This is a genomic window from Promicromonospora sp. NPDC023987 (assembly GCF_040639055.1).
Classification (GTDB): domain Bacteria; phylum Actinomycetota; class Actinomycetes; order Actinomycetales; family Cellulomonadaceae; genus Promicromonospora.
Genome location: NZ_JBEZZF010000017.1, coordinates 1 through 23,813 on the forward strand (window position 1 = coordinate 1; position 23,813 = coordinate 23,813).

At 74.2% G+C, this 23,813-nt stretch carries 19 protein-coding genes; 5 read left to right on the plus strand and 14 right to left on the minus strand.

What is annotated here, in order from left to right; translation table 11 throughout:
* Positions 1 to 99 precede the first annotated feature (99 nt).
* Genes AB0F40_RS10350 through AB0F40_RS10360 form a run of 3 tightly spaced genes read right to left on the minus strand, consistent with a single transcriptional unit; the run spans position 100 to position 4,533 of the window.
* Positions 100 to 1,608, minus strand: coding sequence for a hypothetical protein (locus AB0F40_RS10350; protein ID WP_357466368.1), 1,509 nt, complete (start codon positions 1,606 to 1,608; stop codon positions 100 to 102).
* Positions 1,589 to 3,094 carry a condensation domain-containing protein gene (locus tag AB0F40_RS10355; protein ID WP_357466370.1) on the minus strand — a complete coding sequence of 502 codons (1,506 nt, stop codon included), beginning with the start codon at positions 3,092 to 3,094 and terminating at the stop codon, positions 1,589 to 1,591. The genes AB0F40_RS10350 and AB0F40_RS10355 overlap by 20 nt, the downstream gene beginning before the upstream one ends.
* Positions 3,091 to 4,533 carry a condensation domain-containing protein gene (locus AB0F40_RS10360; protein WP_357466372.1) on the minus strand — a complete coding sequence of 481 codons (1,443 nt, stop codon included), beginning with the start codon at positions 4,531 to 4,533 and terminating at the stop codon, positions 3,091 to 3,093. Before AB0F40_RS10360 ends, AB0F40_RS10355 begins: the two co-directional genes overlap by 4 nt.
* A gap of 177 nt (positions 4,534 to 4,710) precedes the next feature.
* On the opposite strand from AB0F40_RS10360, the gene AB0F40_RS10365 reads away from it, so the two are divergent.
* Positions 4,711 to 6,081: a hypothetical protein gene (locus AB0F40_RS10365; RefSeq protein WP_357466374.1), complete on the plus strand. Its 1,371-nt coding sequence runs from the start codon at positions 4,711 to 4,713 to the stop codon at positions 6,079 to 6,081.
* An 8-nt stretch (positions 6,082 to 6,089) separates the two neighbouring features.
* On the opposite strand, the gene AB0F40_RS10370 is transcribed toward AB0F40_RS10365, so the two are convergent.
* The gene (locus AB0F40_RS10370) at positions 6,090 to 7,418 is read right to left on the minus strand and encodes a nucleotide disphospho-sugar-binding domain-containing protein (RefSeq protein ID WP_357466376.1); all 1,329 of its coding nucleotides are present in this window, start codon (positions 7,416 to 7,418) and stop codon (positions 6,090 to 6,092) included.
* A gap of 65 nt (positions 7,419 to 7,483) precedes the next feature.
* Between AB0F40_RS10370 and AB0F40_RS10375 the strand changes: the two genes are divergently transcribed.
* Positions 7,484 to 8,905, plus strand: coding sequence for a hypothetical protein (locus tag AB0F40_RS10375; protein WP_357466378.1), 1,422 nt, complete (start codon positions 7,484 to 7,486; stop codon positions 8,903 to 8,905).
* Between the two features lie 5 nt (positions 8,906 to 8,910).
* On the opposite strand, the gene AB0F40_RS10380 is transcribed toward AB0F40_RS10375, so the two are convergent.
* The 4 genes from AB0F40_RS10380 to AB0F40_RS10395 form a co-directional block, all read right to left on the minus strand.
* Positions 8,911 to 9,345: a hypothetical protein gene (locus tag AB0F40_RS10380; RefSeq protein ID WP_357466380.1), complete on the minus strand. Its 435-nt coding sequence runs from the start codon at positions 9,343 to 9,345 to the stop codon at positions 8,911 to 8,913.
* A 153-nt stretch (positions 9,346 to 9,498) separates the two neighbouring features.
* A complete protein-coding gene (pntB, locus tag AB0F40_RS10385; protein ID WP_357466382.1) occupies positions 9,499 to 10,902 on the minus strand; it encodes a Re/Si-specific NAD(P)(+) transhydrogenase subunit beta in 1,404 nt (467 codons plus the stop codon).
* Positions 10,899 to 12,527 (minus strand): Re/Si-specific NAD(P)(+) transhydrogenase subunit alpha, encoded by a 1,629-nt coding sequence (locus AB0F40_RS10390; RefSeq protein WP_357466512.1) that lies wholly within the window; start codon positions 12,525 to 12,527, stop codon positions 10,899 to 10,901. Before AB0F40_RS10390 ends, pntB begins: the two co-directional genes overlap by 4 nt.
* Before the next feature lie 64 nt (positions 12,528 to 12,591).
* Positions 12,592 to 13,857 carry a cytochrome P450 gene (locus tag AB0F40_RS10395; protein WP_357466384.1) on the minus strand — a complete coding sequence of 422 codons (1,266 nt, stop codon included), beginning with the start codon at positions 13,855 to 13,857 and terminating at the stop codon, positions 12,592 to 12,594.
* A 324-nt stretch (positions 13,858 to 14,181) separates the two neighbouring features.
* Here AB0F40_RS10395 and AB0F40_RS10400 point away from each other — a divergent pair, with 324 nt between their 5' ends.
* The gene (locus AB0F40_RS10400) at positions 14,182 to 14,943 is read left to right on the plus strand and encodes a helix-turn-helix domain-containing protein (protein ID WP_357466386.1); all 762 of its coding nucleotides are present in this window, start codon (positions 14,182 to 14,184) and stop codon (positions 14,941 to 14,943) included.
* Positions 14,944 to 14,959: 16 nt separating this feature from the next.
* Here the strand turns inward: AB0F40_RS10400 and sigJ are convergent, their stop codons facing one another.
* The 5 genes from sigJ to AB0F40_RS10425 all read right to left on the minus strand — a co-directional run bounded on the left by sigJ (position 14,960) and on the right by AB0F40_RS10425 (position 20,746).
* The gene (gene sigJ, locus AB0F40_RS10405; protein ID WP_357466388.1) at positions 14,960 to 15,868 is read right to left on the minus strand and encodes an RNA polymerase sigma factor SigJ; all 909 of its coding nucleotides are present in this window, start codon (positions 15,866 to 15,868) and stop codon (positions 14,960 to 14,962) included.
* The gene (locus AB0F40_RS10410; protein ID WP_357466390.1) at positions 15,868 to 16,452 is read right to left on the minus strand and encodes a carboxymuconolactone decarboxylase family protein; all 585 of its coding nucleotides are present in this window, start codon (positions 16,450 to 16,452) and stop codon (positions 15,868 to 15,870) included. Before AB0F40_RS10410 ends, sigJ begins: the two co-directional genes overlap by 1 nt.
* Before the next feature lie 136 nt (positions 16,453 to 16,588).
* Positions 16,589 to 18,037 carry an ATP-binding protein gene (locus AB0F40_RS10415; RefSeq protein WP_357466392.1) on the minus strand — a complete coding sequence of 483 codons (1,449 nt, stop codon included), beginning with the start codon at positions 18,035 to 18,037 and terminating at the stop codon, positions 16,589 to 16,591.
* 89 nt (positions 18,038 to 18,126) lie between these two features.
* Positions 18,127 to 19,044: a diacylglycerol kinase gene (locus tag AB0F40_RS10420; RefSeq protein ID WP_357466394.1), complete on the minus strand. Its 918-nt coding sequence runs from the start codon at positions 19,042 to 19,044 to the stop codon at positions 18,127 to 18,129.
* Between the two features lie 76 nt (positions 19,045 to 19,120).
* Complete coding sequence (locus AB0F40_RS10425) at positions 19,121 to 20,746, minus strand: FAD-binding oxidoreductase (RefSeq protein ID WP_357466396.1); 1,626 nt, start codon at positions 20,744 to 20,746, stop codon at positions 19,121 to 19,123.
* A gap of 64 nt (positions 20,747 to 20,810) precedes the next feature.
* On the opposite strand from AB0F40_RS10425, the gene AB0F40_RS10430 reads away from it, so the two are divergent.
* Positions 20,811 to 21,440, plus strand: a complete 630-nt coding sequence (locus AB0F40_RS10430) for a TetR/AcrR family transcriptional regulator (RefSeq protein WP_357466398.1) — start codon at positions 20,811 to 20,813, stop codon at positions 21,438 to 21,440.
* A gap of 41 nt (positions 21,441 to 21,481) precedes the next feature.
* Positions 21,482 to 23,059, plus strand: coding sequence for a glycerol-3-phosphate dehydrogenase/oxidase (locus tag AB0F40_RS10435; protein ID WP_357466400.1), 1,578 nt, complete (start codon positions 21,482 to 21,484; stop codon positions 23,057 to 23,059).
* A gap of 4 nt (positions 23,060 to 23,063) precedes the next feature.
* On the opposite strand, the gene AB0F40_RS10440 is transcribed toward AB0F40_RS10435, so the two are convergent.
* Positions 23,064 to 23,798 carry a phosphatase PAP2 family protein gene (locus AB0F40_RS10440; protein WP_357466402.1) on the minus strand — a complete coding sequence of 245 codons (735 nt, stop codon included), beginning with the start codon at positions 23,796 to 23,798 and terminating at the stop codon, positions 23,064 to 23,066.
* Positions 23,799 to 23,813 lie beyond the last annotated feature (15 nt).

Sequence of the window (23,813 nt, forward strand, 5' to 3'; positions counted from 1 at the left end):
GGCCTGCGGCCCTGACTCGGCGTACCGAGTACGTCGAGTCAGGGCCGCAGGCCCGTCCCCTTCGTTCATCCGGCCCCCACCGAGCGCGGGGCGAGGCGGTCAGCGGCCGGCGAGCTCCGCCAGCCGTTCCGCCCAGCGGTCGAGCAGCGCATCCACCGTCTCGACGCCGACGTCGGTGCGCGGCATGCGCGCGCGGACCGCGACTCCCTCGTCCGTGCGGGAGACCCAGAGCTGCAGGTCGTCGGCCCGGGTAGCCGCCGAGACGTGGTGCGCCCGCCGCTGGGCCGCCGCGGCGTGGCCCGGCAGCCGCCGGTAGTCGAGGTAGGACACCTGGAAGATGTCCGTCCGCGGGAGCCGCAGCGGCGTCGGCAGCGACCCCACCACCTGCTCGAGCGGCACCGCGGACAGCTCGCGCGCGGCCCGGAGAGCCTTGCCCGTCGCAGCGAGCGCCGTGTCCGTCACGCCGCCGGTCCCGACGTCGGCCCCCGTCCCGACGTCGGCCCCCGCGGCGACGTCGATCCCCGCCCCCGCGGCGGAGTCGGCCGCGATGCGCAGCGGCACCGTGGTGGTGTGCCAGCCGACCGCCCGGCGTGCCGCGTCGTCGGCGCGGGTGTGCACCGGCAGGAGCGTCCGCAGGACGGCGGGCCCGCCGAGGTCCGCCACGGCCCGGGCGAGCGTGGCCAGCACGGCGGCCGACGTCGACGCGCCGGCCGTCCTGGCGTGCATCGCGACGGCGTCCGCGGTCGCGGCGCCGGCCAGCGACCGCAAGACGGTGCGCTGTGGGACGCGGGCGCCGTCGGGCACGCCGAGCGGGAGCGGGAAGGTGGGCAGCGCCCAGCCCAGGTCGCGCAGGAACCCGTGCCAGGTAGCGAGCCGCGGGTCGTCGGCGGCCACGGGCGCTGGGCAGGCCGGGTCGTCCGGCACCGGTCGGTCCACCCCCTGCCGGCCAGCCGACCGCTGGTCTGCCACCGGCCGGCCCGGCGGCACCACCGCCACACCGGACCGCGCGAGAGCGTCCCCCGCGTGCGCGGCGTACCGCGCCGCCAGCTCGTCGACGACGACGGTGGTGGACCAGGCGTCGGTGTGCAGGTGATCCATGCCGAGCACGACGGTGGACCGGTCCGGGCGGCTGATCACGGCGGGCAGGAAGGCCGGATAGCCGAAGGGCGCGCACCGCCGGCCGAGCTCGGCCACCAGGTGCTCGCGGGTGGCCTCGACCGTACGGGTGGCCGGCCCGTCCTGGCGGTGCCAGACGAGCCGGGTGGGATCGTGCCGCACCAGGCCGACGCCGTCCGCCGCACCTCCCGCCGTGCCGGACGCGCCAGGCTCGCTTCGGGGACGGCGGATCGCCTCCACCCGGAGCACGGGGTGCGCGGCCACCAGGTCGCGGAAGGCGGCCTCCAGCGCGCCGAGGTCCACGGGGCCGTCGACGTCGAACGCGGCGGCGATCCACACGCTCGACTCGCCCGTCTCGGCGCCGAGGAGGTGGTTGCGCTGGTTGAAGGTCATCGACGCGGCGACCGGCGCCCGGTCCGCACCCGGCCGCACGTCCCACAGGACCAGCCGGCCGGGCGCAGGCGCCCAGAGGTCAGCCGAGACGACCCGCACCGCTCGCCTCCAGGCGCTCGTCCCAGGCGCTGCGGACCGGCTGGGACGCCCCGGCGGCGGCCTCGAACGTGGCGGTCAGCTCGGCGATGTAGCGGTCGACGGCGGCCTGCGCCGCCGGGGCGTCCGGGGTCTGCGTGACGAGGTACAGCCGCTCGTGGTCGCGGTTGACCCACAGGGAGGCGTTGGCGGTGCGGCCCTCCCCGGTGAAGTGCAGCCCGCGGTCGTAGGCAGGCCGCCCGACGCCGGGGAACCGCCGCAGGTCCAGGTAGCTGATCAGCTGCGGGCTGCCGAGGGAGGCGGGGTCGAGCACGCCGTCCGCCAGCATGACGCCGAGGGCCGCGTGCACCGGGACGGCCGCTACCTTCCTGGCCAGCCGGAACGCCGCGTTCGCCGCGGGCAGGACGTCGGTGAACGACGCCGGAGCACCGCCGTGGGCCACGGGGAACATGACCGGGGCGAAGTTGCACAGCCAGCCCTGGGCGGTCTCGAACCCGGGCCCGCGCGTGCCGACCACGGTGACGCCGAACCAGTCGGTCGCCCCGGTCAGCCGGGCGTCCGTGACCGCGATCCCGGCGAACACCGCGCCGGTGGTGCGCGCCCCGTGGGCGGCCGCCAGCTCGTCCAGACGCGCGAGGCCGCCGGCGTCGAGGAGGGTCGCGGACCGGATCCGCACGGGCGCGGTCTCCCCCGGCGCCAGCCCGAGGTCGAGCGCGAAGCCGGGCAGCCTCCCGTCGTGCGTGGCCACGGCGTCCGCCCAGGCCTGGATCTCGGGGGCGTCCGCGGGGGTCTCGGCGGCGAGGGCGTGCTCCGCTCGCGCGTGGTCGAGGAAGGAGCCGGCGGTGTGGGGTCTCGACAGGCTCGACCAGCGGGCATCGGGTATGAGCTCCTCCGCGTACAGCTCCTCGAGCTCGCTGAGCACCATCAGCTGCGACGCGCCGTCGGTGAACGCGTGGTCGCACCCCCAGAACAGGCCGAAACCGTCGTCGGTGGCCACGGCGCCGAGGGCGAACGGCGCCCAGGAGTCGGGGCGGCACGCGGCGTCGAACGTCTCGGTCAGGTGGGTGGTCACCCAGTCGTCCCACGATCGGCCGGGCACCGGGGAGAAGGCCGGGACCTCGACCGTCTCGAAGCCGATGACCTCAGCGGGCACCAGATGCCGCACGGGTGGGCCGCCGTCGGTGCACGCGTCGACGTCGAACCAGGTGCGCAGCCCCTCGTGCCGCCCGACCAGCCGGGTCAGCGCGCGGGCCAGCGCGGGCCCGTCGAGCACGCCGTCGAGGTGGGTCGCGGTGCCGGTCCAGGCGCGGTGCCGCCCGTCGGCCGCCCGGCGGGCGGCGAAGGCGCGCAGGTGGTCACCCTGGAGGAACGACGGCGGTCCGGGATCCACCGGGGCCGACGCCGCCGCGGCGAGCGCCTCCGCCGTCGGCCGCACGTGCAGCACCTGACCGGGCTGCGTGGTCCACGTACCCATCGCGCCGAGGATCATGCGACCGCCTCCCGCAGACCGGCCGACCCGAGGGCCCGGAAGTACCCGCGCAGCTCCTCGATCAGCGCGTCCATCGCGGCGTGCGCCTCGGGGGTGTCCGGGTACCGGGTGGAGACGTTGAGCCCGTCGTGGGTGCGCAGGAACCACAGGTAGAGCTCGTCGGTGCCGTACGCGGGGCTGCGCAGGGTCCTGGCCTGCCAGGTGCTCCAGCGCTCCGCGCCCGGCACGAACCGGGTGTCGACATAGGACACGGCGAAGTGCGGGCCGTCGGTGATGCCCCCCAGCTCCGCGATCCGCGCGAACGAGTACCGGACCAGGGGCTTGCCGGCCAGGACCGCCGCGTGCACGCGCTCGACGGTGGCCGTGAGCGCGTTGCCGTCGATCACGCGCGCCGGGCCGTCCCGGCCGGCGTCGACGTCGCGCAGCACCGGGTCGACGTCCTCGAGGTCGAGGTCGACGGGGCACAGGCCCACGTACCAGCCGACGGCGGCCGCGTGCTGCGGCGCGTACCGGGTGTGCATCGGCAGGACGAACCGCAGCCGGCCGAGCCCGTGCACCCGCCGCGCGGCGTGCGCGAACGCGGCCAGCACCCCGGACTGGGCCGACGCACCGCGGGCCCGGCTGCGGGCGCTCAGGTCGTCGGTCTGCTCGACGGTGGCCAGCCACGCCGACCGGGAGGCCTGCGGGCGGCCCGCCTCGTCGGCGTCGGCGGCGGGACGGGTGACGCCGTCCGTGCCGTAGCGGGGAAAGGCCGCGTCGGGCCCGAGGAAGTCGAGCCAGCGGCGCACGGGCTCGCCGTCGGCGGCGAGCGTCATCGCGAGCTTGCGGTCCTCGGCCGAGAAGTCCACGTGGGAGCCGACCTCCAGCGCACGCAGCTCGGCGTCGGCCACGCCCCGGCGCGCGGCGTCGTACAGCGAGACGATCTCCTCGAACCAGAGGAGCTGGGAGTAGGCGTCCATCACGGAGTGGTCGGCGCCGAACGCGAGCACGAAGTGGTCGGCGCCGGCCGGCTCGACGCTCGCCAGGACGCAGTGGGGCCAGGCGGTGGGTGAGACGTCGGCGAGCAGGCTCGGGAGCAGGGCCGTCACCTGGTCGACCGTCAGGTCGCCGACGACCAGGTCCCGGACGGCGACGGCCTCGGCGGGCGCCGTCACCCGGCGCCAGCCCTGGTCCGCGACGCGCGTGACCGTGGTGCGCAGCACCTCGTGCCGGCACATCCAGGCGTGGATCGCGCGGCGTAGCGGCTCCGGCTCGTACGGGCCGGGCACGCGCAGCACGGACCCGATCCAGGAACCGGGCTCGGAGTCGCGCAGGTGCGCCTCGTGCCCCGGGGACAGGTCTCGCGGGTCCTGCTGCCAGCGCCCGGCGTCGGCGCGCGGCGTCCAGGACGTCACGGTCCCCGCCGGCAGGTCGTAGGCCGAGAGCTCGGTGTATTCCATGCGGTCGGGTCCCTCGATCGATCTGTGGGCACGGCCAGCACGACGTCGGACGAGTTCCGCGGTCCCCTTGCGGCGACCTTTATACCGGATATAGCGGGTGAAAGTCAGCCTCATGGGTATGGTTCACCCGAATAAGACGACTGCCCCTGGGCCGGGGCGCCCGAGACGGAGGAATGCGTGCCGAACCCGCCGCCCGCACTACGGCTGCAGTTTGCCGACGACATGTTCCTGCGCCGGCACGACGGCGAGACCAGCCCCGCCGTGAACCAGGTGCTGTGGCGCCTCGACGGGCCGTACGACGCCGAACGCCTGCGTGACCTGGCCGAGGCCGTCGCCGCCGGGTCGCTCCACCGGCGCGTGGTGCGCGCCCGGGTGCCCGGCGCACGGCACCGCTGGGCGCCCGCCGGCACCCTGCCCGTCCTCGACCTGCAGACGGCGGCCGTGCCCGAGGGCTCGATCGGGACCTGGGCCCAGGCGCAGGCCGACCTCCCGCTCGACCCGGCACACGGGAGCTCCTGGCGGCTGGCCGCCGCCGACGTCGTGCCGGACGGCGCTGCCGCGGTCGGCGGCGGGATCGTCTCCCTCACCTGCGCGCACGCCGTCGCGGACGGCGCCGCGCTGATCGACGCGCTCGTGCGCGCCTCGACGCACGCCGACCCGATAGCCGTCCCCGCGCCCGAAGGCGGGCCCCGGGCGCTCCTGGCGGACGCCGCCGACGCCGCCGCGCAGGCTGCCGCCGTCGCGCGCTGGGCGCAGGCCAGAGCGCGACAGGCCGCCCGGGAGCGCCGCGCGCCCGGACCGACACCGACGGCCGACCCGACCCCGTCGGTCGACCCGACCGCGACGGCCACGCCAGCCCCGTTGGACCCCGGCTGGCGCGCCCCCGTGCTGCACCTTGAGCTGCCGGCCGACCGGGTCGCCCGGGCCGCCGCCGAGCACGGCGGCACGCCCAACACGTGGTTCGTGGCGTTCCTCGCCCGGCTCGTGCACGCCACCGGCCGGTTCCCTGGCGAGCCGGTACCCGTCGCGCTGCCCGTGTCCACGCGCGGCGAGGAGGACCCGCGGGCCAACTCCACCAAGATCGCCCGCGTGACGGTCCCTGCCGACGTGCTGGCCGCGCGCGACCTGGGCTGGGTCCGGGCGGCCGCCAAGGAGGCGTACACCGCCGTCGGGCGGCCTGATCCTGGCGTGGCTCCCGTACCGCTCGAGCTGGTGCAGATGCTGCCCGACCCGGTCGTGAGCCGCCTGCCCCAGCCGCCGGTCGCCGCGGCCCTGGCGTCCAACCTCGGCACGCCGCCCGACGGGTACACGCAGGCGCCGGGCGGCGTGGTGCGCGCGGTCGCCACCCTGTCGCACTACCAGGGCGCCTCCGCCGCCGAGCTGCGCGCCGCCGGTGGCGGGCTGGTCGCCTTCTGCACCACCACGGGCCGGACGACGACGCTCAGCGTCGCGGCACTGGACCCCGACCGGGTGCCCGACGCCGAGACGTTGCGCCGCCTCGTGCTCACCGAGACGGACGGCTGGCAGATCCCGGCGGTGCTCTGGTGAGGGGCGGCTCAGGCTCGGCCGGAGCTCGTTATCGCGTCGGCGGCAGCGGCGACCGCCCGGTCGGGCGGCACGAGGCGCGACCCGAGGGCGGCGGCGCGCGCCGCGGTGGCGTCGTCGAGCACCTCGGCCAGGGCCCCGGCGAGGACGCCCGGCCGCGTCAGGGTGCTCGCGCGGCGTGCGACGCCGACCCCGGCGTCCCGCAGCAGGCCGCCCCACATCGGCTGGTCGGCGGAGTACCAGCCGACCACGGCGGGCAGCCCGGCCCGCAGCACGGCCGCCGTGGTGCCCGCGCCGCCGTGGTGCACGGCGGCACGGCAGCGGGGGAGCACCGCCGCGTGGTCGACTGCGCCGACGACCCGCACGCGCTGCTCGTCCGCGCCCGCGCCGTCGGCCCCACCAGCCCCGCTCGCCCCGCCGGCCGCCGTGAAGTCGTTCCACCCCGCGCTGACCAGAGCCCGCGCCCCGAGGTCGGCGCACGCCGCGTCGACGGCGGCGAGGAGCCCGGGCGGGTCCGCCACCGGCATGGAACCGAATCCGACGTAGACGGGCGGGTCGCCCGCGTCGAGCCAGGCACCGAGGCCCGCCTCGGGACCGGTGTCCGTACCCGACCCGGTCTCCCGGAGGCGGGCGCGAGCGGCGTCGTCCAGGGCCAGAAAGCCGGTCAGGGGGCGGCGCGGGCCCCACTCGCCGGCGAGGCCGGGGACGAGCGCCGGGTCGTAGGCCTGGACCTCGACCACCCCGGCGTCGCGCAGGCGGGCCGGCAGGTGCACCCGCGTCGGCGCCAGGGCGAGCTCGCCGCGCTGATCGTTCTCGGCGCGCCGGGTCAGGTCCCAGCGGACCCGCTCCCCCAGCGCCCAGGCCGCCCGGGTGGCGCCCGGCCCGCGCAGCCCGCTCACCGGCGACACCACGGCGTTGGCCCGGACCGGGCAGTAGTGCAGGGCCGCCATACCGAGGCCGCGGCGCTCGGCGACGGCGGCGGCGACCTCCTGCCCGAGCAGCCCGGTCACCACCGTGTCGGCGCCGCCGACGTCGTCCAGCAGCGCCAGCAGACCCGTGCGCAGCTCGTCCCAGCCCGCCGACGCGACCGCCCGCAGAGCCCGCGCCCGCCGCACGAGGTGCGCGGAGCGCATGTCCCGCCGCACGAGGTCGGACCCCAGCAGCGCCGCCGAGTCGATGCCGAGCGGCACCGGGTCCAGGCCCAGCCGCTCGGCCAGCGGCACGAGGTTGGGCGCCACGCCGGTCACCACCTCGTGCCCGCGGCGGCGCAGCTCCAGGCCGACGGCGAGGGCCGGCTGGACATCTCCTCGACTGCCCACCAGGGCCAGGACGTGACGCACGCGCGCACTCTACTCACCCGCCGCCCACCCTCAGGCCACCCCACCTGCCCCGCACCGGAGGCCCCGTGACCAGCCCAGCGATCATGAACGACCCGACGGCCAGCAACCGCCTCACCTACGACGACGACCTCTTTCTGCGCACCCGGCGGGTGCTCGGCGTAGCGGTGGTGAACCAGACCGTCTGGCGCCTGCCCACCCCGCTGGACGCCGCCGCCGTGCGCGCGCTGCATCGTGGCCTCGCGGACGGTCCGCTGCAGCGCGTGGTCCGGCCGGGCCGTCTCCCCGGAGCGCGGGCCCGGTGGTCCGCCTCCAGCCTGTCGCTGGACCCGCTGGTCGAGTCCACCCCCGTGCCCGACGACGCCGTGCTCACCTGGGCGGACCGGCAGGCCCGGGCGAACCTCGACCCGGAGACCGGCCCCACCTGGGTTCTGGCAGCGGCGCCCACGGCGGGCGGCGGCAGCGTGCTCAGCTACGTGACGTCGCACGTGGTGGCCGACGGCGGGATGCACGTCGGCGCGCTCCAGGCCGCCGTCGCCGCCGCGGGCTTCCGGGCGGACGACGCCGGGGTGTTCGCCTCGGCGTCGGGCATCCGTCGCCTGCCCAGGGAGGGCGAACGCATCCGGACCGGCCTGGTGGCCGACCTGCGCGACGCCACCGGCCAGGCCCGCGCGGCCGTCGGCGGTCTGCGGCACGCGGCCCGCCAGGGCCCGGTGCCGCCGGTGCTGGCGCAGCAGTCGGCGGACCGGCCCCGGCCCGCACCCCGCACCGACGACGCACAGCCGGCCAGCCCTCCGGTCGTCGTCGTCGACACCGACGCGTCGACCTGGCACCGCGCGGCGCACGCGGCCGGCGGTACGGCGAACAGCCTGCTGATCGCGGTGTGCACGGAGATCCTGCTCGCCGCGGGTGCCGCGACGGCCGGCATGCCGGTGCGCGTGTCGGTGCCGGTCAGCCTCCGCGGCAAGGGCGACCTGCGGTCCAACGCGACGTCCGGCGTCTCCATCGCCGTCGACACCACGGTGACCCCGGCACCGGAACGGGCCGGGGTGGTGGCCGACATGGCGCAGATCCGGGCCGGTGCCGCGGCGGCGTTCCGGGGCCTGACGTCCGGCACCCGGGTGGATGCGCTCGGGCCGCTGAAGCCCCTCCTGCAGATGGTGCCCGATGCCGTCGCCAAGCACGCCGCGCGAGACGCCACCGCGCCGCTGTGCCTCGCCTCGAACCTGGGCAGGCTGCCCGCGACCTTCGCGGCGCCGCTGGGCGTGCCCGCCTCCAGCGTATTCATGCGCGGCGTGACGCAGGGCCTGACCCGCGGGCGGCTGCGTCAGATGCGCGGGGGCCTGGACTCCTGGTGGTCGGAGCACGACGGCGTGGCGACGCTCGTGGTGCTCGGGCTGGACGACGAACGGCTCGGCGAGACCGGCCAGGTGCGGGCCGCCGTCGAGGCCGTGTACGCGAGGTACGCCCTCCCGACCCGCTTCTGGTGACCCTCTTACGCTGGCAGGTGGATCGGCGGGGTCGGAGGGGCCTCCGGGGTCGGCGCAGCCGCGGGCCCGGCAGTACGCCGGCCCCGGAGCGTCGCCAGCACGCCGGCCGACGCCGCGGCGAACGACAGCGCCCCGAACCCGGTGGCCCAGCCGTCCAGGTCGATCGTCACGGCGAAGGCGACGATCGCCGCCACCGGCCCCATCATGCCGAGGAGCACCGAGTAGCGGGTCAGGCGAAGGGCTCGGGCCGTCCGCGCGACACACCAGCCGACGCCGGCCCAGGTGAGCAGCGTGAGGGCCGCACCGCCGAGCGAGGCGAACACCTCGCCGGCGTTCTGGGCACCGTCGGGGGGCCCGAAGTAGAAGAGCTCCGTGGTCGCGACGAGCACCAGGAACCCCACGATCGCGACCGTTCCGGTCACGAGAGAGCGTGTCAACACTCGGCCTCCGCACTGAGGGACTACACCGGGCTTTCCTGGCGTACCCCTTTATACCAACCCGTTACCGCGCCATGTCAGCGCGTCACTTTCAATTCACCCACACATGACGACCCGAAAGCAAAAGGCACCGGCGTGACGCGGGGATCAGCGTACTCATAGTGCCTGAACTATGAGCTCCACCTGGTCCTTCGCATCTCCGAACAGCATGGCGGTGTTCTCGCGGAAGAACAGCGGGTTCTGTACGCCCGCGTAGCCCGTCGCCATGGATCGCTTGAAGACGACCACCTCGCGAGCCTGCCACACCTCGAGCACCGGCATGCCCGCGATCGGCGACGCCGGGTCGTCCTGTGCTGCCGGGTTGACGGTGTCGTTGGCGCCGATCACCAGCACGACGTCGGTCCCGGGGAAGTCGCCGTTGATCTCGTCCATGCCGAGCACCTGGTCGTAGGGCACCTTGGCCTCGGCGAGCAGCACGTTCATGTGCCCGGGGAGCCGGCCGGCGACCGGGTGGATGCCGAACCGCACGACGGTCCCGCGGGCCGTGAGCCGGGCCACCAGGTCCGCCACGGGGTACTGGGCCTTCGCCACTGCCATGCCGTAGCCGGGCACGACGATCACCGAGCGGGCGGCGGTCAGCCGGTCGGCCACCTCGAGCGCCGTCGTCTCGCGGTAGGAGCCTGGTTCGACGGCGCCACTCTGGACGGCGGCGCCCGTCTCGGCACCGAACCCGCCCAGGATCACGCTCACGAACGACCGGTTCATCGCGCGGCACATGATGTAGCTGAGGATCGCACCCGACGACCCGACGAGCGCGCCCGTGATGATGAGCAGGTCGTTCCCCAGCATGAACCCGGCGGCGGCCGCCGCCCAGCCGGAATAGGAGTTCAGCATCGAGACGACGACGGGCATGTCGCCGCCGCCGATCGCCGCCACCAGGTGCCAGCCCAGCGCCAGGGCCACCACCGTCATGAGCAGCAGGGGGAAGACGCCCGACCGGCCCGCCGCGAGGAACCACCAGAGCAGTCCGGCGCTCAGCACGACAGCGCCCAGGTTGAGCCAGTTGCGACCCGGGAGCATGAGCGGCGACGACCTGAGCCGACCGGACAGCTTGCCGAACGCCACCACGGAACCGGTGAACGTCACGGCCCCGATCAGCACGCCGAGGAACACCTCGACGAGGTGCACGGCACCGCCCGAGCCCGTCGGCTCGGACAGGTAGGACCCGAGACCCACGAGCACCGCCGCCGCGCCCACGAAGGAGTGCAGCAGCGCGATGAGCTCCGGCATCTGCGTCATCTCGACGGTCCGCGCCCGCCAGGTGCCCACGGCGGCGCCCACCAGGAGCACCAGGAGGATCAGGCCCGCCGTCTGGCCGACGGGCCGCTCGGACCGGGCCAGCGCGAGCGCTATGGTCGCCGCCAGGGCGAGCCCCATGCCGGCCATGCCGAGCAGCACGCCGCGTCGTGCGGTCTCCTGCTTCGACAGCCCGGCCAGGGACAGCACGAACAGCACCGCCGCCACGAGGTAGACGGCCTGGACCACTGACTCGACGCTCATCGGGCGCTCCCGTCGGTCGGGGCGCCACGGCGGAACATCCCGAGCATGCGGTGGGTCACGAGGAACCCGCCAAAGATGTTGATGCTCGCGACCGCCGACGCGAGCACGGCCAGCGTGGTCACCACCGGGTCGGACGAGCCGATCTGCAGCATCCCGCCGACCAGGATGATGCCGGAGACGGCATTGGTCTGAGACATCAGCGGGGTGTGCAGAGCGTGGCTGACGTGCGAGATCACGTAGAACCCGACCACGACGGCGAGTGCCAGCACCGTGAAGTGCGCGACCTGGTCGGCGGGTGACGCGGCCACGGCGAGCACGGCAAGCACTGCGCCGAGCCCGAGCAGCCCGTTCCGGACCGCCGGCCTCGCCGGCTTCGGTGGTAGAGCTTGATTCGCTGGTCGAGCTTGTCGAGGCCCTGACGAGGTCTCGACAGGCTCGACCGACGAAGCGGGCCTCACCTGAGCAGGCGCGGACACCGTCACCGGCGGCGGTGGCCACAGCACCTCGCCGCCGGCGGCGACGGTCATGCCGCGCACGACGACGTCGTCCGGGTCGAGCGCGAGGCGACCGTCGCGATCGGGCGTGCCGAGCTGGACCAGGTTGGCGACCGCCGTTCCGAGGAGCTCGGAGGTGTGCCGGGGCATGCGGTCGGGCAGGTCCGTGTAGCCGAGGATCACCACGCCGTTGGGGCTGACCACCCGCTCCCCCGGCACGGTGAGCTCGCAGTTGCCGCCGCCGGGCGCCGCGAGGTCGACGATCACGCTGCCGGGCCGCATGTTCGCGACCATCTCGGCGGTGATGGTGGTCGGCGCGGTGCCGCGCACGAGCGCCGTCGTGACGACGATGTCGGCGGCGGCCGTCTCGACGGCGTACGCGCGCAGCGCCGCCGCCTCCTGGCCGGTGGTGAGCGCCGAGGCGTAGCCGTCGGCGCTGACCTGCTGTGCGGCATCGTCGGCCTGGACGACCGTCGCGCCCATGGACTCGATCTGCTCCGCGACCTCTGGCCGCACGTCGAAGGCGCGCACGCGGGCGCCGAGGCTGCCTGCCGCGCCGATCGCCGCGAGCCCGGCCACGCCCGCACCGATCACGAAGACGCCCGCTGGCGGTGTGGTGCCTGCCGCGGTGACCTGGCCGGAGAACATGCCGCCGAACTCGGCTGCCGCCTCGACCACCGCGCGGTACCCCGCGACGTTCGACAGGGCGCTCAGCACGTCGAGCGACTGCGCCCGCGAGATGCGCGGCACGGCGTCCAGTGCGAAGGCGGTGACGCCGCGGTTGGCGAGCGCGCGCACCAGGTCAGGGCGGGCGGCGGGGGCGATCTGAGCGATCAGGACCGCGCCGATCCGCAGCCCGTCCGGGCCCCGTGCGCCCGGCCGCAGGCCCGCGGGGCCTGGTGTGGCCAGCGCATCCGGCGCCCGGGTGATCGCCACGATGTCGGCGGCCCACGCCTCGGCGTCGGGCACGACGACGGCGCCTGCCGCCTCGTACGCCGTGTCGGGGAAGCCCGCGCCGGCTCCGGCGCCGGCCGCGACGGACACGCCGTAGCCGAGCCCGACCAGCCGGGCGGTGGTCGTCGGGGTGGCGGGCACGAGCGGCCCGCCGTCGTCCGGGATACCGATGCGCATGTGGCCCTCCTCGCTCACGTGCGCAACCTACCGCCTGACCTCACCGATCCAGGCACGTCAGCGGCTATGCCGACACCACCGGCGAGGGAAAGGTGACCGGGAGGCGCACCGGCTGACGGATCCACAGCGTCTGGTCCCAGGTGACGTCGTCGGCGGGGATCCGGAGCACGACGTCGAGCCGGCGCAGGATCGTCTCGACGGCGATCCGGGCGATCACCCGGGCCGTGCGGGGCGCCGGGCACGCGTGCGGTCCGGTGCCGAACGACACGTGCGCGCGGCTGCCGACGTGGTCCCACGGGTCGCCGGTGTCCATCCGCGGGTCGGTGTTCGCGGCGTGGATCGCCAGGACGAGCGGGTCGCCGGCGGCGATGAGCTTGCCGTCCAGCACGATGTCCTGGCGGGCGAAGCGGGGCAGGGTGTGAATGGTCGGGGTGGAGCGCCAGAGCACCTCGTCCATCGCGTTGTCCAGGTCGATGCGGCCACCGTGCAGCCGGCCCGAGAACCGTGAGTCGGTGAGGGTCAGCAGCAGGGTCTGCGCCACCCAGGCCGTCAGCGTCAGGTTCCCCGAGTAGGCGACGATCAACAGGGTGTGCGCCACCTCGAGGTCGTCCCGCATGTTCGGGTGCGCGGCGAGGGAGCTCGCGAGGTCACGCTGGGGGAGCTTGCGACGGACCGCCACGAGGTCGCTGAGCAGGCGGTCGACCTCGGCCACGGCGGGCGCCGCGTCGGTACCGCCCCCGGCGACCCGGCGGGTCAGGTCGAACAGGCGCTGCCCGTCCTCCGGGTCGAACCCGATCATGTCGGCGATCACGAGGAACGGGACCACCGACGCGTACTCGAGCATGAGGTCAGCGCGGCCGCGGTCCTCGAAGCGGTCGATGAGCAGGTTGCAGAAGGAGCGCACCTTCGCGGCGGTGATGCCCTCGGAGAGCTGCTCGAACGCGTCGTCGAGCGGTTCGCGCAGGCGCTGGCGCAGCGCGCCGTCGGCGTGGTTGGCGGCGAAGCGCTGCTGTGACGTGAAGACCGGGCGCAGGCCCGACGTCGCGGGCAGGCCGCCGCGCGCGTGCCCGTTCCAGGTCCGCGGGTCCGTGGCGAAGAGGTGCTCGTTGCGCATGACGTCGTAGACGAGCCGCTGCCCCATCACCAGCCACGCGGGGACACCGGGCTCCAGGTCGACCGGAGCCACCTCACCCCACTCGCGCTGGAGCTCGTCGTAGAACTCGCGGGGGTCCCGCAGGGCCGACGCGCGCACCAACGGCTTGCGGCGCGAGACGTCACCGAGCCGGACGGGGCTGACGCTCGGCCAGGGGCGGTCCTGCGGGCCGCGCATGTCACCGAGCAATGTGGCCGGACCTCTCGGAGTGGGAGACCGGCCCGTGCCGGCGGGCCGAGAGCGTGCCAGGTACTTGCCGGATATGACCTAGTTCAGGTAAATTCATTGATTCGCCGTATCTGTGCATCATCGTCGATCGCCCAGGGTGAACCCACCCGTGTTCCCGACTGGCATCGTGACCTCGGCCGCGCCCGTGGCTACGATGACTGCGAGGGCACACACACTGTCGCACCCTCGATCGACCCTGTCGAGACCCATCCTGGCGGGACTGCTTCAGTCGAAAACGACCGTCGGCCACGAGCCGGCGAACGAGGGGGGCACGTGACTCTGGACGCCGACCGGGAACGCCCGGACGACCTGGTGCAGAGCGTGGCCCGCGCCTTTCGGGTGCTCGAGGTGGTGACCCGGTCTCCCGGCCTGCCGGTCAAGGCGATAGCTCGCCGTAGCGGCCTCAACCTCTCCACCACGTACCACCTCGTGCGCACGCTCGCGTACAAGGGGTACGTCACCCGGCTCAAGGACGGCACGTACGACGTCGGTGAGCAGGTGAGCCAGCGCTTCTACGAACAGCTCGGTTCGCTCGGCCGCGGCCCGGACACCCGCGAGGTGCTGCGCCACCTGGCCCAGAGCACCGGCTACAGCGCGTATCTCGGCCGCATCAGCGCGGGCCGGGTGGTCGTCGTCGACTACGCGGAGGCCCCCGGTTCGCCGTACCTGGAGGACCTGGAGCGCGGGCTCGACGTCTCAGCCCACGCCACCGCGCTCGGCAAGGCGCTGTTGCTCGGCATCTCCCGCCGGGAGCGCTACGAGCTGGTGGTGGACGCCGGGATGCGCAAGTTCACCGCGCGCACCGCCGCCGACATCCGGTCGCTCGACGCGCAGCTCGCCCGCCTGCGGCCCGACAACGTTGTCGAGGAGCACGGCGAGTTCCGCGACGACATCACCTGCGCCGCCCACCTCGTCCCGCGCCGGCCCGGGGACGACGTCGCGTGGGCCGTCGGGCTCAGCATCCCCGGCGAGTCGGTACCCGCGCAGGCGAGCCGCGAGCTGGGCCTGGTGGCCGGGGACCTCGCGACGGTCTGACCCGGCGGCGCGCGGGTCAGCCGCGGCGCCGGCGCAGCCCGGCCAGCCGTGTCGGGTTGCGGAACACCATGATCCGCACCAGCCGGTCGCCGTCGTACTCGGCGGCGGTCGCCATCGTCGGCACGCCGTCGAGCAGCGCCATCGTGCCGAGCGCCCCGTTGATCTCGACGGGCACCCACTCCAGGGGAGCCATCGTGCTGTCGCCCGCGAACGCGATCAGCGCGCGGGAGACCTTGTCGGCGCCCCGGATGATCCGTCGCGCCGCGCGGACGACACCGCCGCCGTCGGTCACGAGCTCCACCTCGGGGGCGAGCGCGGCCAGCACGCCGGCGAGGTCGCCCGTGAAGCATGCCGTGAGGAACCGCTCCGTGGCCTCGGCGTGCTGGGGCCCGGCGGGCGTGTAGCGCGGGCGCCGCGCCCGGACGTGCTCTCGGGCCCGGTGCGCCGTCTGGCGTAGTGCCGGCACGTCGCGGTCCAGCGCCTGGGCGATCTCCTGGTACGGCAGGTCGAACACCTCGCGCAGCACGAACACCGCCCGCTCCTGGGGCGACAGCGTCTCGAGCACGACGAGCAGCGCCAGCGACACCTCCTCGGCCCGCTCGACCGGGTGGGCGGCGTCTGGCGAGGTCAGGATCGGGTCGGGCAGCCACGGCCCGACGTACGTCTCCCGGGCGCGCCGCAGCGCACGGAGCCGGTTCAGTGCCAGCCGCGTGGTGATCCGCACCAGGTAGGCCCGCGGCTCGACGACGTCGGACCGGTCGGCCGCCGACCACCGCAGCCACGCCTCCTGCACTACGTCCTCCGCGTCGGCGGCCGCGCCGAGCATCTCGTAGGCGACGGTGAACAGCAGACGGCGGTTGGCCTCGAACAGGTCGGTGAGGTCGGGGGGCTCTGGGCGCGGGTCGGCCGTGACGTCGTCGGGCACTACTGCTCGCCGACCTCGGCGAGGGCACCGCCGAGCGGGACCTCGCAGCGGTCGCTGAAGCCCTGCGCGCTCAGCCCCATCGCCGCGTTGGACCGGCTCCGCAGGTTCTCCACCGCCACGATCGCGACGAGCTCCGTGAAGGCCTTCGGACCGAGTGCATCGATCAGGCGCGCGGCGAGGTCGTCGTCGATGGACGGCGGGGTCGCCGTCTCCGCCTCCGCGAACGCGAGCACGTCCCGCTCCAGGTCAGTGAAGCGCGTGCTCGACCGCCAGGCCGGGACGTCGTGCAGCTTCGCCGGGTCCAGGTGGCCATGCTGCGCCTCCCAGTACCCGAAGTCCACGCACCAGGTGCAGCCGATCGACACGGCGGACGCCATGACGGCGAGCGACTTCAGGTCCGGGTCCAGGGCCTTCCATCCCCCGACGCCGAGCTCGGTGAGCATATAGGTCCTGGTCACCCCGCCATGGTGCCCAGCGGCGACCAGCGGGTCCAGCACCGCTCCGTACTTCCACCGGGAGTACATCGCCATGGCACGGTTGGTCAGGGTTCTCGGCAGGGCGGCGGTGATCCTGGTGCGGGACATGAGCAGTCTCCGTTCGTCGGTTCGCGGTCACCATCCAGACACTGCCCCGGCCGTGAGCGTGACATCGGCGGGCGGTGACCCCCGTCACACCAGGCTGGCCACGTCTGTCCGACCAGCCCGTGCTTGACTGTCGTTCTCACGCATAGAGCTGGGGAAGGGCGACCAGCACAACGTCGTCGGAGTTGTCAGCTACATCCTGGATCCTGTCGTTGAACCCAGCGCCGCTGAAGCAGAGTAGACGAGTCTCGCGAACGTCGTAACGTCCAGCGTTGCCGATCACGTCGCGGATCTGCCGTAGACGGTCGAGGTGTGCGATGCCCATGGTGTCGTTCCACTTGGCCTCGCCGATAGCGAGCAGAGGCGGCTTGCCGCCGTCAGCAATGCCGACAGCCGCGACGTCCACCTCGTAGTTCGCCCTGGTCCTGGGATCGTGAACTACGCCGTGACCGACGCGGGCGGGTAGCCCACCCAGGACGTCAGGGTCAGCATGATGAAGGGCCCAGTCGCGGCAGACCTGCTCGAAATGCGGTCCAAGGATGTTGCTGGCGAACCGACGCTGGCTTGCTCTCCATACCCGCTCCGCCGCCCCCGGCCGTTCAAGCTGGTCCCAGACCGGTCGCATGATGGCGTGGTAAAAGGCGATGAGAGGCTCTGCGATGCGGAACGTGGGGCGGTTAGCGCGGAACACGTCGTCGTCGCGGTGCAGAAGGCCGGCGTCTTCGAGCACATTGATGGGGTGGCCGATGTCCGCCGCCTTGCGTTCCAGATAGTTCGCCATGCCGCCGCGGGTCGCATTGCCCTCAGCAACCGAGGCGAGGACCGACAGGTACAGGGTGGTATCCCGCAGGTCGGGCTCCTCCGCGAGGAGATAACGCGCCTCGCGGAAGAGCGGGGACTCCGGATTCAGCACGGTCCGGGTCACCCAGCTGTCGAAGTCGTCCGGGCCGGACGGAGAGTCACCGCGAGCGAACTCGCGACGGTAGGCGGGCGTCCCGCCCACAATGGCATGCACCTGCATTGCCAGACGCGGGTCGGTGATGCCCCAGAACTGAGCCGCGAGCTGGTGGTCGAGAGGGCGAACGAGCAGGTCGAGACCTGCCCGGCCGCGCAGCGGTGCATTTCCGGCTAGCAACTTGCCCATGAACGACAGCGCAGAACCGCACAGAAGCAGCCGCGCCCGTGACTCCGCACGTTCTGGGCGTCTCGGTCGCAGGGCCTCCTGCACGATGGACGGGAGTTCCGGGTTTGCCCTGGCAAGGTATGGGAACTCGTCGAGCACCACTGGCACAGGACGCTCGCGCCCCAGCGCAAGGAGCGCATCGATCACCTCGGCCCAGCCGGCGAAGTGGTAGGGACTTGCGGGACGAACGTGCTCGGTCAGTGATGTGCTGATCCGGCGCAGAGACTCGGCGTCGGTGGCTTCGGTCGCGCCGAAGTAGAAGCCGCCTGCCGCCTGGCAGGCGGCTTCCAGCAAGTAGGTCTTCCCCTGGCGACGGCGACCCGAAACAACACCCAGCGTTGCGCCGGGCTGGCCGTCGGAGATGAACCCACGCAGTGCGGCCCACTCGTGGTCACGGTCAAACATGTCGGCAGGCTTATCCATCAGCACTCGCAAAAAGTGGGGGTACGGTTAATGTAACTGTACCCCCATAAAATGCGCCTGCCAGTCGAGCGTCACACCGGCACGCAGAGCGTCAGCGCCTGCCGGCGCGCCTCGACGGTGACCGGCAGCGGTCCGACGTACTCGCCGTCCGCGTACGCGACCAGGCCCTCCGGTGCCTCGACCCGGATCGCGGAGGTCCGCAGCGTGGTGACGTCGGACCGCTCGACGTGCTTGCCCGCCTTGATGAGGCCGTCGAACGCCATGAAGCGGAACCGGCCCACCGCGTGCACGAGCGTGACGTCGAGCAGGCCGTCCGTCGGGTCGGCGTGGGGACAGATCGGCACCCCGCCGCCGTAGGACCGGGTGAGGCCGATCCCCAGCAGGTAGCCGTCCTGCGCGAGCGCCGGTGCGTCGACGGGGTCCAACCGGTAGCCGAACCGCCTGAGCCGCAGCCACTCCGCGTACACCGCGATCCGGTACCGGGCGGGGCCGGTGGGCCAGGTCATGCGGTTGGTGCGCTCGTTCGTCAGCGAGTCCAGGCCGGCGCACAGGACGGTGACGAAGTGGCGCACCGTGCCGTCGTCGCCCGTGATGATGCCCGTGTCGACGCGCTTGCGGGCGCCGTCGAGCGCCAGGTCCGCCGCGGCGGCCGGGTCGCCGAGCGGGATCCCGTGCTCCCGGGCCAGGTCGTTGCCGGTGCCGCCGGGGATCACCGCGAGCGGCAGGCCCGCCTCCAGGACCGGCTGCAGGACGGACGAGATGGTGCCGTCGCCCCCGGCGACCAGCACGACGGCGGGTTCCTCGTCGACCGCCTTCCTGGCGAGCTCGACCGTCTCCTGGGCGTCGACCCCCTGGTAGACGCGGACGTCGACGCCACGCTCCCGGAGCCGGTCGACTGCCACGTGGCCGCCGCCCGCGCCGGAGCCACGCCCCGATGCGGGGTTCACGAGCACGGCCATGTGCCCCGTCCCGCCGTACTGCTCAGTCATGTCAGCTCCACGCGCCCGCCGTCGGACGCCCTGTCGTCGAACCTGCGATGAATGTGGTGGGCCGCAACCTACCGGCCTACCCAGCCGCCCGGGCCGAGCCGAGCAGCGCGCCGGGGTTCATGATCCCCGCCGGGTCCAGCTCCGCCTTGACCGCCCGCAGCATGCGGACCCCGACCTCCCCGATCTCCTGCTCCAGCCAGGGGGCGTGGTCCGCGCCGACCCCGTGGTGGTGGCTGATGGTGGCGCCCGACGCCATGATCGCGTCGTTCGCGCGGCGCTTCACCCGGCCCCACGGTTCGAGGGGGTCGGCGCCGAGCCCCGCGATCACGGTGAAGTAGAGCGACGCCCCTGTCGGGTACACGTGGGAGATGTGGCAGAGGATGCGGCTCTTCGCCCCCTCCTGCGCGAGCCCGTCCGTCAGCGCGCCCGTGACCGCTGCCTTCAGCGCGTGCAGGTTCGACCACGTGGTCGCGGTCTCGAGGGTCTCGCAGAACACGCCGTGGTCGAGCAGCGCGTCGCGCAGGTAGGGCGCCTTGAACCGGCCGCGGTCCCAGGACACGGCGAGCTTCTCGGCGGCGGGCTTGCCGCCCGCCTCGCGCAGCACCCGCGTGGTGGCCTCGCGCCGGGCCTGCGCCAGGCCGTCGGGCCCCTCGTGCAGCACGACGGCGGAGCAGCCCCTGGCCAGCGCCTTGCCGATGTTGCCGACCTGCGCGAGGGAGACCGCCGTCTCGTCCTCGTCGGACAGCCGGAGCACCGTGGGGCCGGTGCCGAGCTGGGCCACGCGGCGCAGCGCGTCGGCACCGGTCGCGAAGTCCCCGAAGCTCCAGGCGTCGAACAGCCGCACCTCCGGCACGGGGTGCACGCGCAGCCGGACCTGCGTGATCACGCCGAACGCGCCCTCCGAGCCGAGGAACCAGCGCACCAGGTCGGGACCCGCGGCCGACCCGGGGGCGCGGCCGAGGTCGAGCGCCCCGGTCGGGGTCACGACACGCAGGCCGGTGACCATGGCGTCGAACCGCCCGTACCCGGCCGAGTTCTGGCCGGAGGAGCGCATGGCGGCGGACCCGCCGAGGGTCGCGAACTCGAAGCTCTGGGGAAAGTGGCCCAGCTCGAGACCCAGCTCCCCCAGCGCGGACTCGGCGGCCGGTGCCGTGGTCCCCGCCCAGAGGGTCGCCTCCTGCGCGGTGGCGTCCAGCGCGGCGAGCCCGGCCAGCCGGCGCAGGTCGAGGCTGACGACGCCCCGGTGCGCACCGGCGTCCGGCTCCAGCCCGCCGGTCACGGCGGTGCCGCCGCCGAACGGCACGACGGCGAGGCTCCGCTCACCGGCGACCGCCAGCACCGCTGCCACCTCGTTCTCGGAGCCGGGCAGCACGACGACACCGGGCGCGACCTGCTCGGCCTGCCTGCGCCGCAGCAGGTCCGGGGTGGACTTCCCGCCCGCGTGCAGCATCCGGGTCTCGCGCCCCGCGTCGACGTGGGCGGCGCCGACCACCGCGGCGAGGGCCGCCAGGTCGGCGTCGGCCAGGGGCGGGGTGGTGACCGTCACGTCCGCGGTGCCCGGCGCGGGACGCGCCGTCGGCACCCGGCCGAGCACCGCCGTGAGCAGCAGCTTCACGCCGCCGGGGAGCCCGTGTGCCGCGTCCGGGTCGCCCCACCCGGACCACCGCATGTCGATGCGCTCGTGCTGCGGCTCTGTGCTCACGTGTCCTCCGTGTCGTCGGCGGGCCTGGCAGTCGTGCCCGGTTCGCGTTACAGTGTGACACAATATGACAATCCGTAACGCAGCGCGCGAGCCGAGCCCCCCGCCGGAGCACCCCGACGGCGAGGCCGGCCGCGAGCTCGACGACATCGAGGCACGCCTGCTCACGTCCGCCGCCGAGCTGGTCGCCACGCGGGGCACCCGTGGCTTGTCCGTCACCGAGCTGGCCAGGGCCGCCGGCGTCTCCCGGCCCACGGTCTACCGCCGCTGGGAGTCGGCGGACGAGGTGCTGCGCGCCCTCCTCATGCATCACGCGCAGCGCGTGATCACCGCCGTCGGTCCGCACGCCACCGACCGCGCCACCATCGTCGAGAAGGTGGTCCGGTTCAGCGAGCTGCTCCGCGCCGACCCGGTGTACGGGCGCCTGCTGACGCACGAGCCGGAGGTCTTCACCCGGTACGCGTTCCAGCGGATCGGCCGGTCGCAGCGCGTCAGCCTCGAGTGGCTCGCCACCGCGCTCACCGCCGCCCAGGAGGGCGGGACGGTCCGGCGGGGCCCTGCACCTGACCTGGCCGTCATGGTCCTGCTCATCACCCAGTCGACAGTGCTGTCCTACGAGACGGTCACCACGGTCATCGACGCCGGCGCCCTGCGCACCGAGCTCGCCCACGCCCTCGACGGGTATCTCCGTCCCTGACCGGGTACCACGCCCGATCCCCCTCACCGGAAGCAGGACCGATGCAGAGCACTGCCCTGACCGCCGTCCGGCGCGCCGACGAGCTCGACCGGCTCAGCTCCGAGACCGTCGACCTGCTCGTGGTGGGTGGCGGGGTGACGGGCACCGGCGTGGCGCTCGACGCGGCGGCGCGCGGCCTGTCCGTCGCCCTCGTCGAGGCGCGCGACCTCGCCTGGGGAACCTCCCGCTGGAGCTCCAAGCTGGCGCACGGCGGGCTGCGGTACCTGGCCACCGGCGACGTCGGCGTGGCCCGCGAGAGCGCACGCGAGCGGCACGTCCTGATGACCCGCACCGCGCCGCACCTGGTACGGGCCCTGCCGCAGGTGCTCCCGCTCGCGCCCGGCGTGGGCAGGCGGCAGGGCCTCACGGCGGGGATCGGGTTCGGGCTCGGCGACCTGCTGCGCCGCGATGCCGGGACGTCGTCCCGGGTGCTGCCCGGCCCACGCCTCGCTCGGCCCGGCGCGGCCGCCCGGCTCGTGCCGGCCGTCGCGCGTACGCGCCTGCACGGCGCCTGGATAGCGCACGACGGCCAGCTCGTCGACGACGCCCGGCTCGTCGTCGCGCTGGCCCGCACCGCCGCGGGCCGCGGGGCGCGGATCCTCACGCGCGTCCGGGCCACCGAGCTGCGCGCGGACGGCGCGACGCTCGAGGACGCGCTCACCGGCACGACGCTGACCGTGCGCGCCCGGGTGGTCGTGAACGCGACGGGCGTGTGGGCAGGGACGGTCGACCCGTCGGTGCGGCTCCGACCGAGCCGCGGCACCCACGTCGTGGTGCCGGCCGCGCGGCTCGGCCATCCGGCGGGCGCCCTCATGGTTCCCGTGCCGGGCTCCGGCTCACGTTACGTCTTCGCGCTGCCCACGCAGCTCGGGCGGGTGGTCATCGGCCTCACCGACGAGGAGGCGCCCGGCCCCGTCCCGGACGTGCCGGTGGCCACCCAGGCCGAGGTCGACTTCCTCCTGGCGACGGTGTCCGCCCTGCTGGACCGGCCGCTCGTGCCCGACGACGTCGTGGGCACCTTCGCCGGGCTGCGGCCGCTGGTAGACGCGGCAGGGCCAGGCGACGACACGGGCCAGGTGACGTCCGACGTCTCGCGCAAGCACCTCGTGGAGGTGTCGCCGGCCACCGGCGCGGTGAACGTGCTGGGCGGCAAGCTGACGACCTACCGGGCCATGGCAGAGGACGCGGTGGACCTGGCCGTCCGGCATGCCGGGCTCACCGCCGGGCCGTGCTGGACCGCCGACCTGCCGCTGGTCGGGGCGCCGTCGCTGGTCCGGCCGACGACGCCGGCCGGGACCCCGCCGACCTCGCTCGTGGCGCGGTACGGCACCGAGGCCCCCGAGGTGCTGGCCGCTGCCGCACTGCCGGGTGCGGCGTCCGCCGTCGGGCAGGGAGCCACGACCGCCGGGCACCTGGACATCACGCGCGCCGAGATCGAGTGGGCGGTCACGCACGAGGGCGCGCTGGACGCGGACGACGTGCTGGACCGGCGTACCCGCGTCGGCCTGGTCCCCGCCGACCGCGCTGCGGTGCACGACGTCGTCGCGGAGCTGGTCGCGGACACCCTGGAGCGGCTCTGACCGCCTAGCGGGCGGGCGTGCGTTCTCGTTCGCGGCGCGGGGCGCGCAGCACGGACAGCGCCACCATGCAGGCGATGAACCCGAGCAGCCAGCCGCCGGGGATGTCGCTCAGCCAGTGGTAGTCCAGCCACGACATCAGGGCACCCGCGATCATCACGATCACGGCGACGACGGGGATCAGCTTGCGCAGCCGGCCGAGGTTCGGGCTGAGCCCGCTCTGGGCGAACAACAGGCAGAGGATGAAGAAGCCGGTGAAGAACGTGTTCGACGCATGGCCCGACGGGAAGGCCTGACCACCGGCGTGCAGCACGTCCATGTTGTGGTGCGGGCCGGTACGGCCGAGGCCGAACTTGGTGCCGTAGCCGATCACGGCGATGGTCGCGAGGCCGGCGAGCACCGCGAGCACGGGGCGCCGGGTGCCGATGCTCCAGAGCGAGCCGCGGCCGCCCTGCTTCCACGCCACGTAGAGCGCGGTGCCGCCCACCATCGGGATGGTGAACAGGCGCTCGCCCGTGACGCTCGCGACGATGTCGAGGAAGGCCTTCTCCCACCCCACGGGGTGGTGCGCGTCGACGTAGTAGTGGAACTGCCAGTCCCAGGCGATGAACGGGCCGCGTACGACGACCTGCCAGATGAGAAAGGCGAACACCAGCGCACCGAGCGCTGCCGCGAGCATCGAGCTGCGCCACGTCGGACGGGTCGACGGGTCGAGCGGAGCCTCGGTTGACGGTGACTCCACGCGCGTTCCACCCCT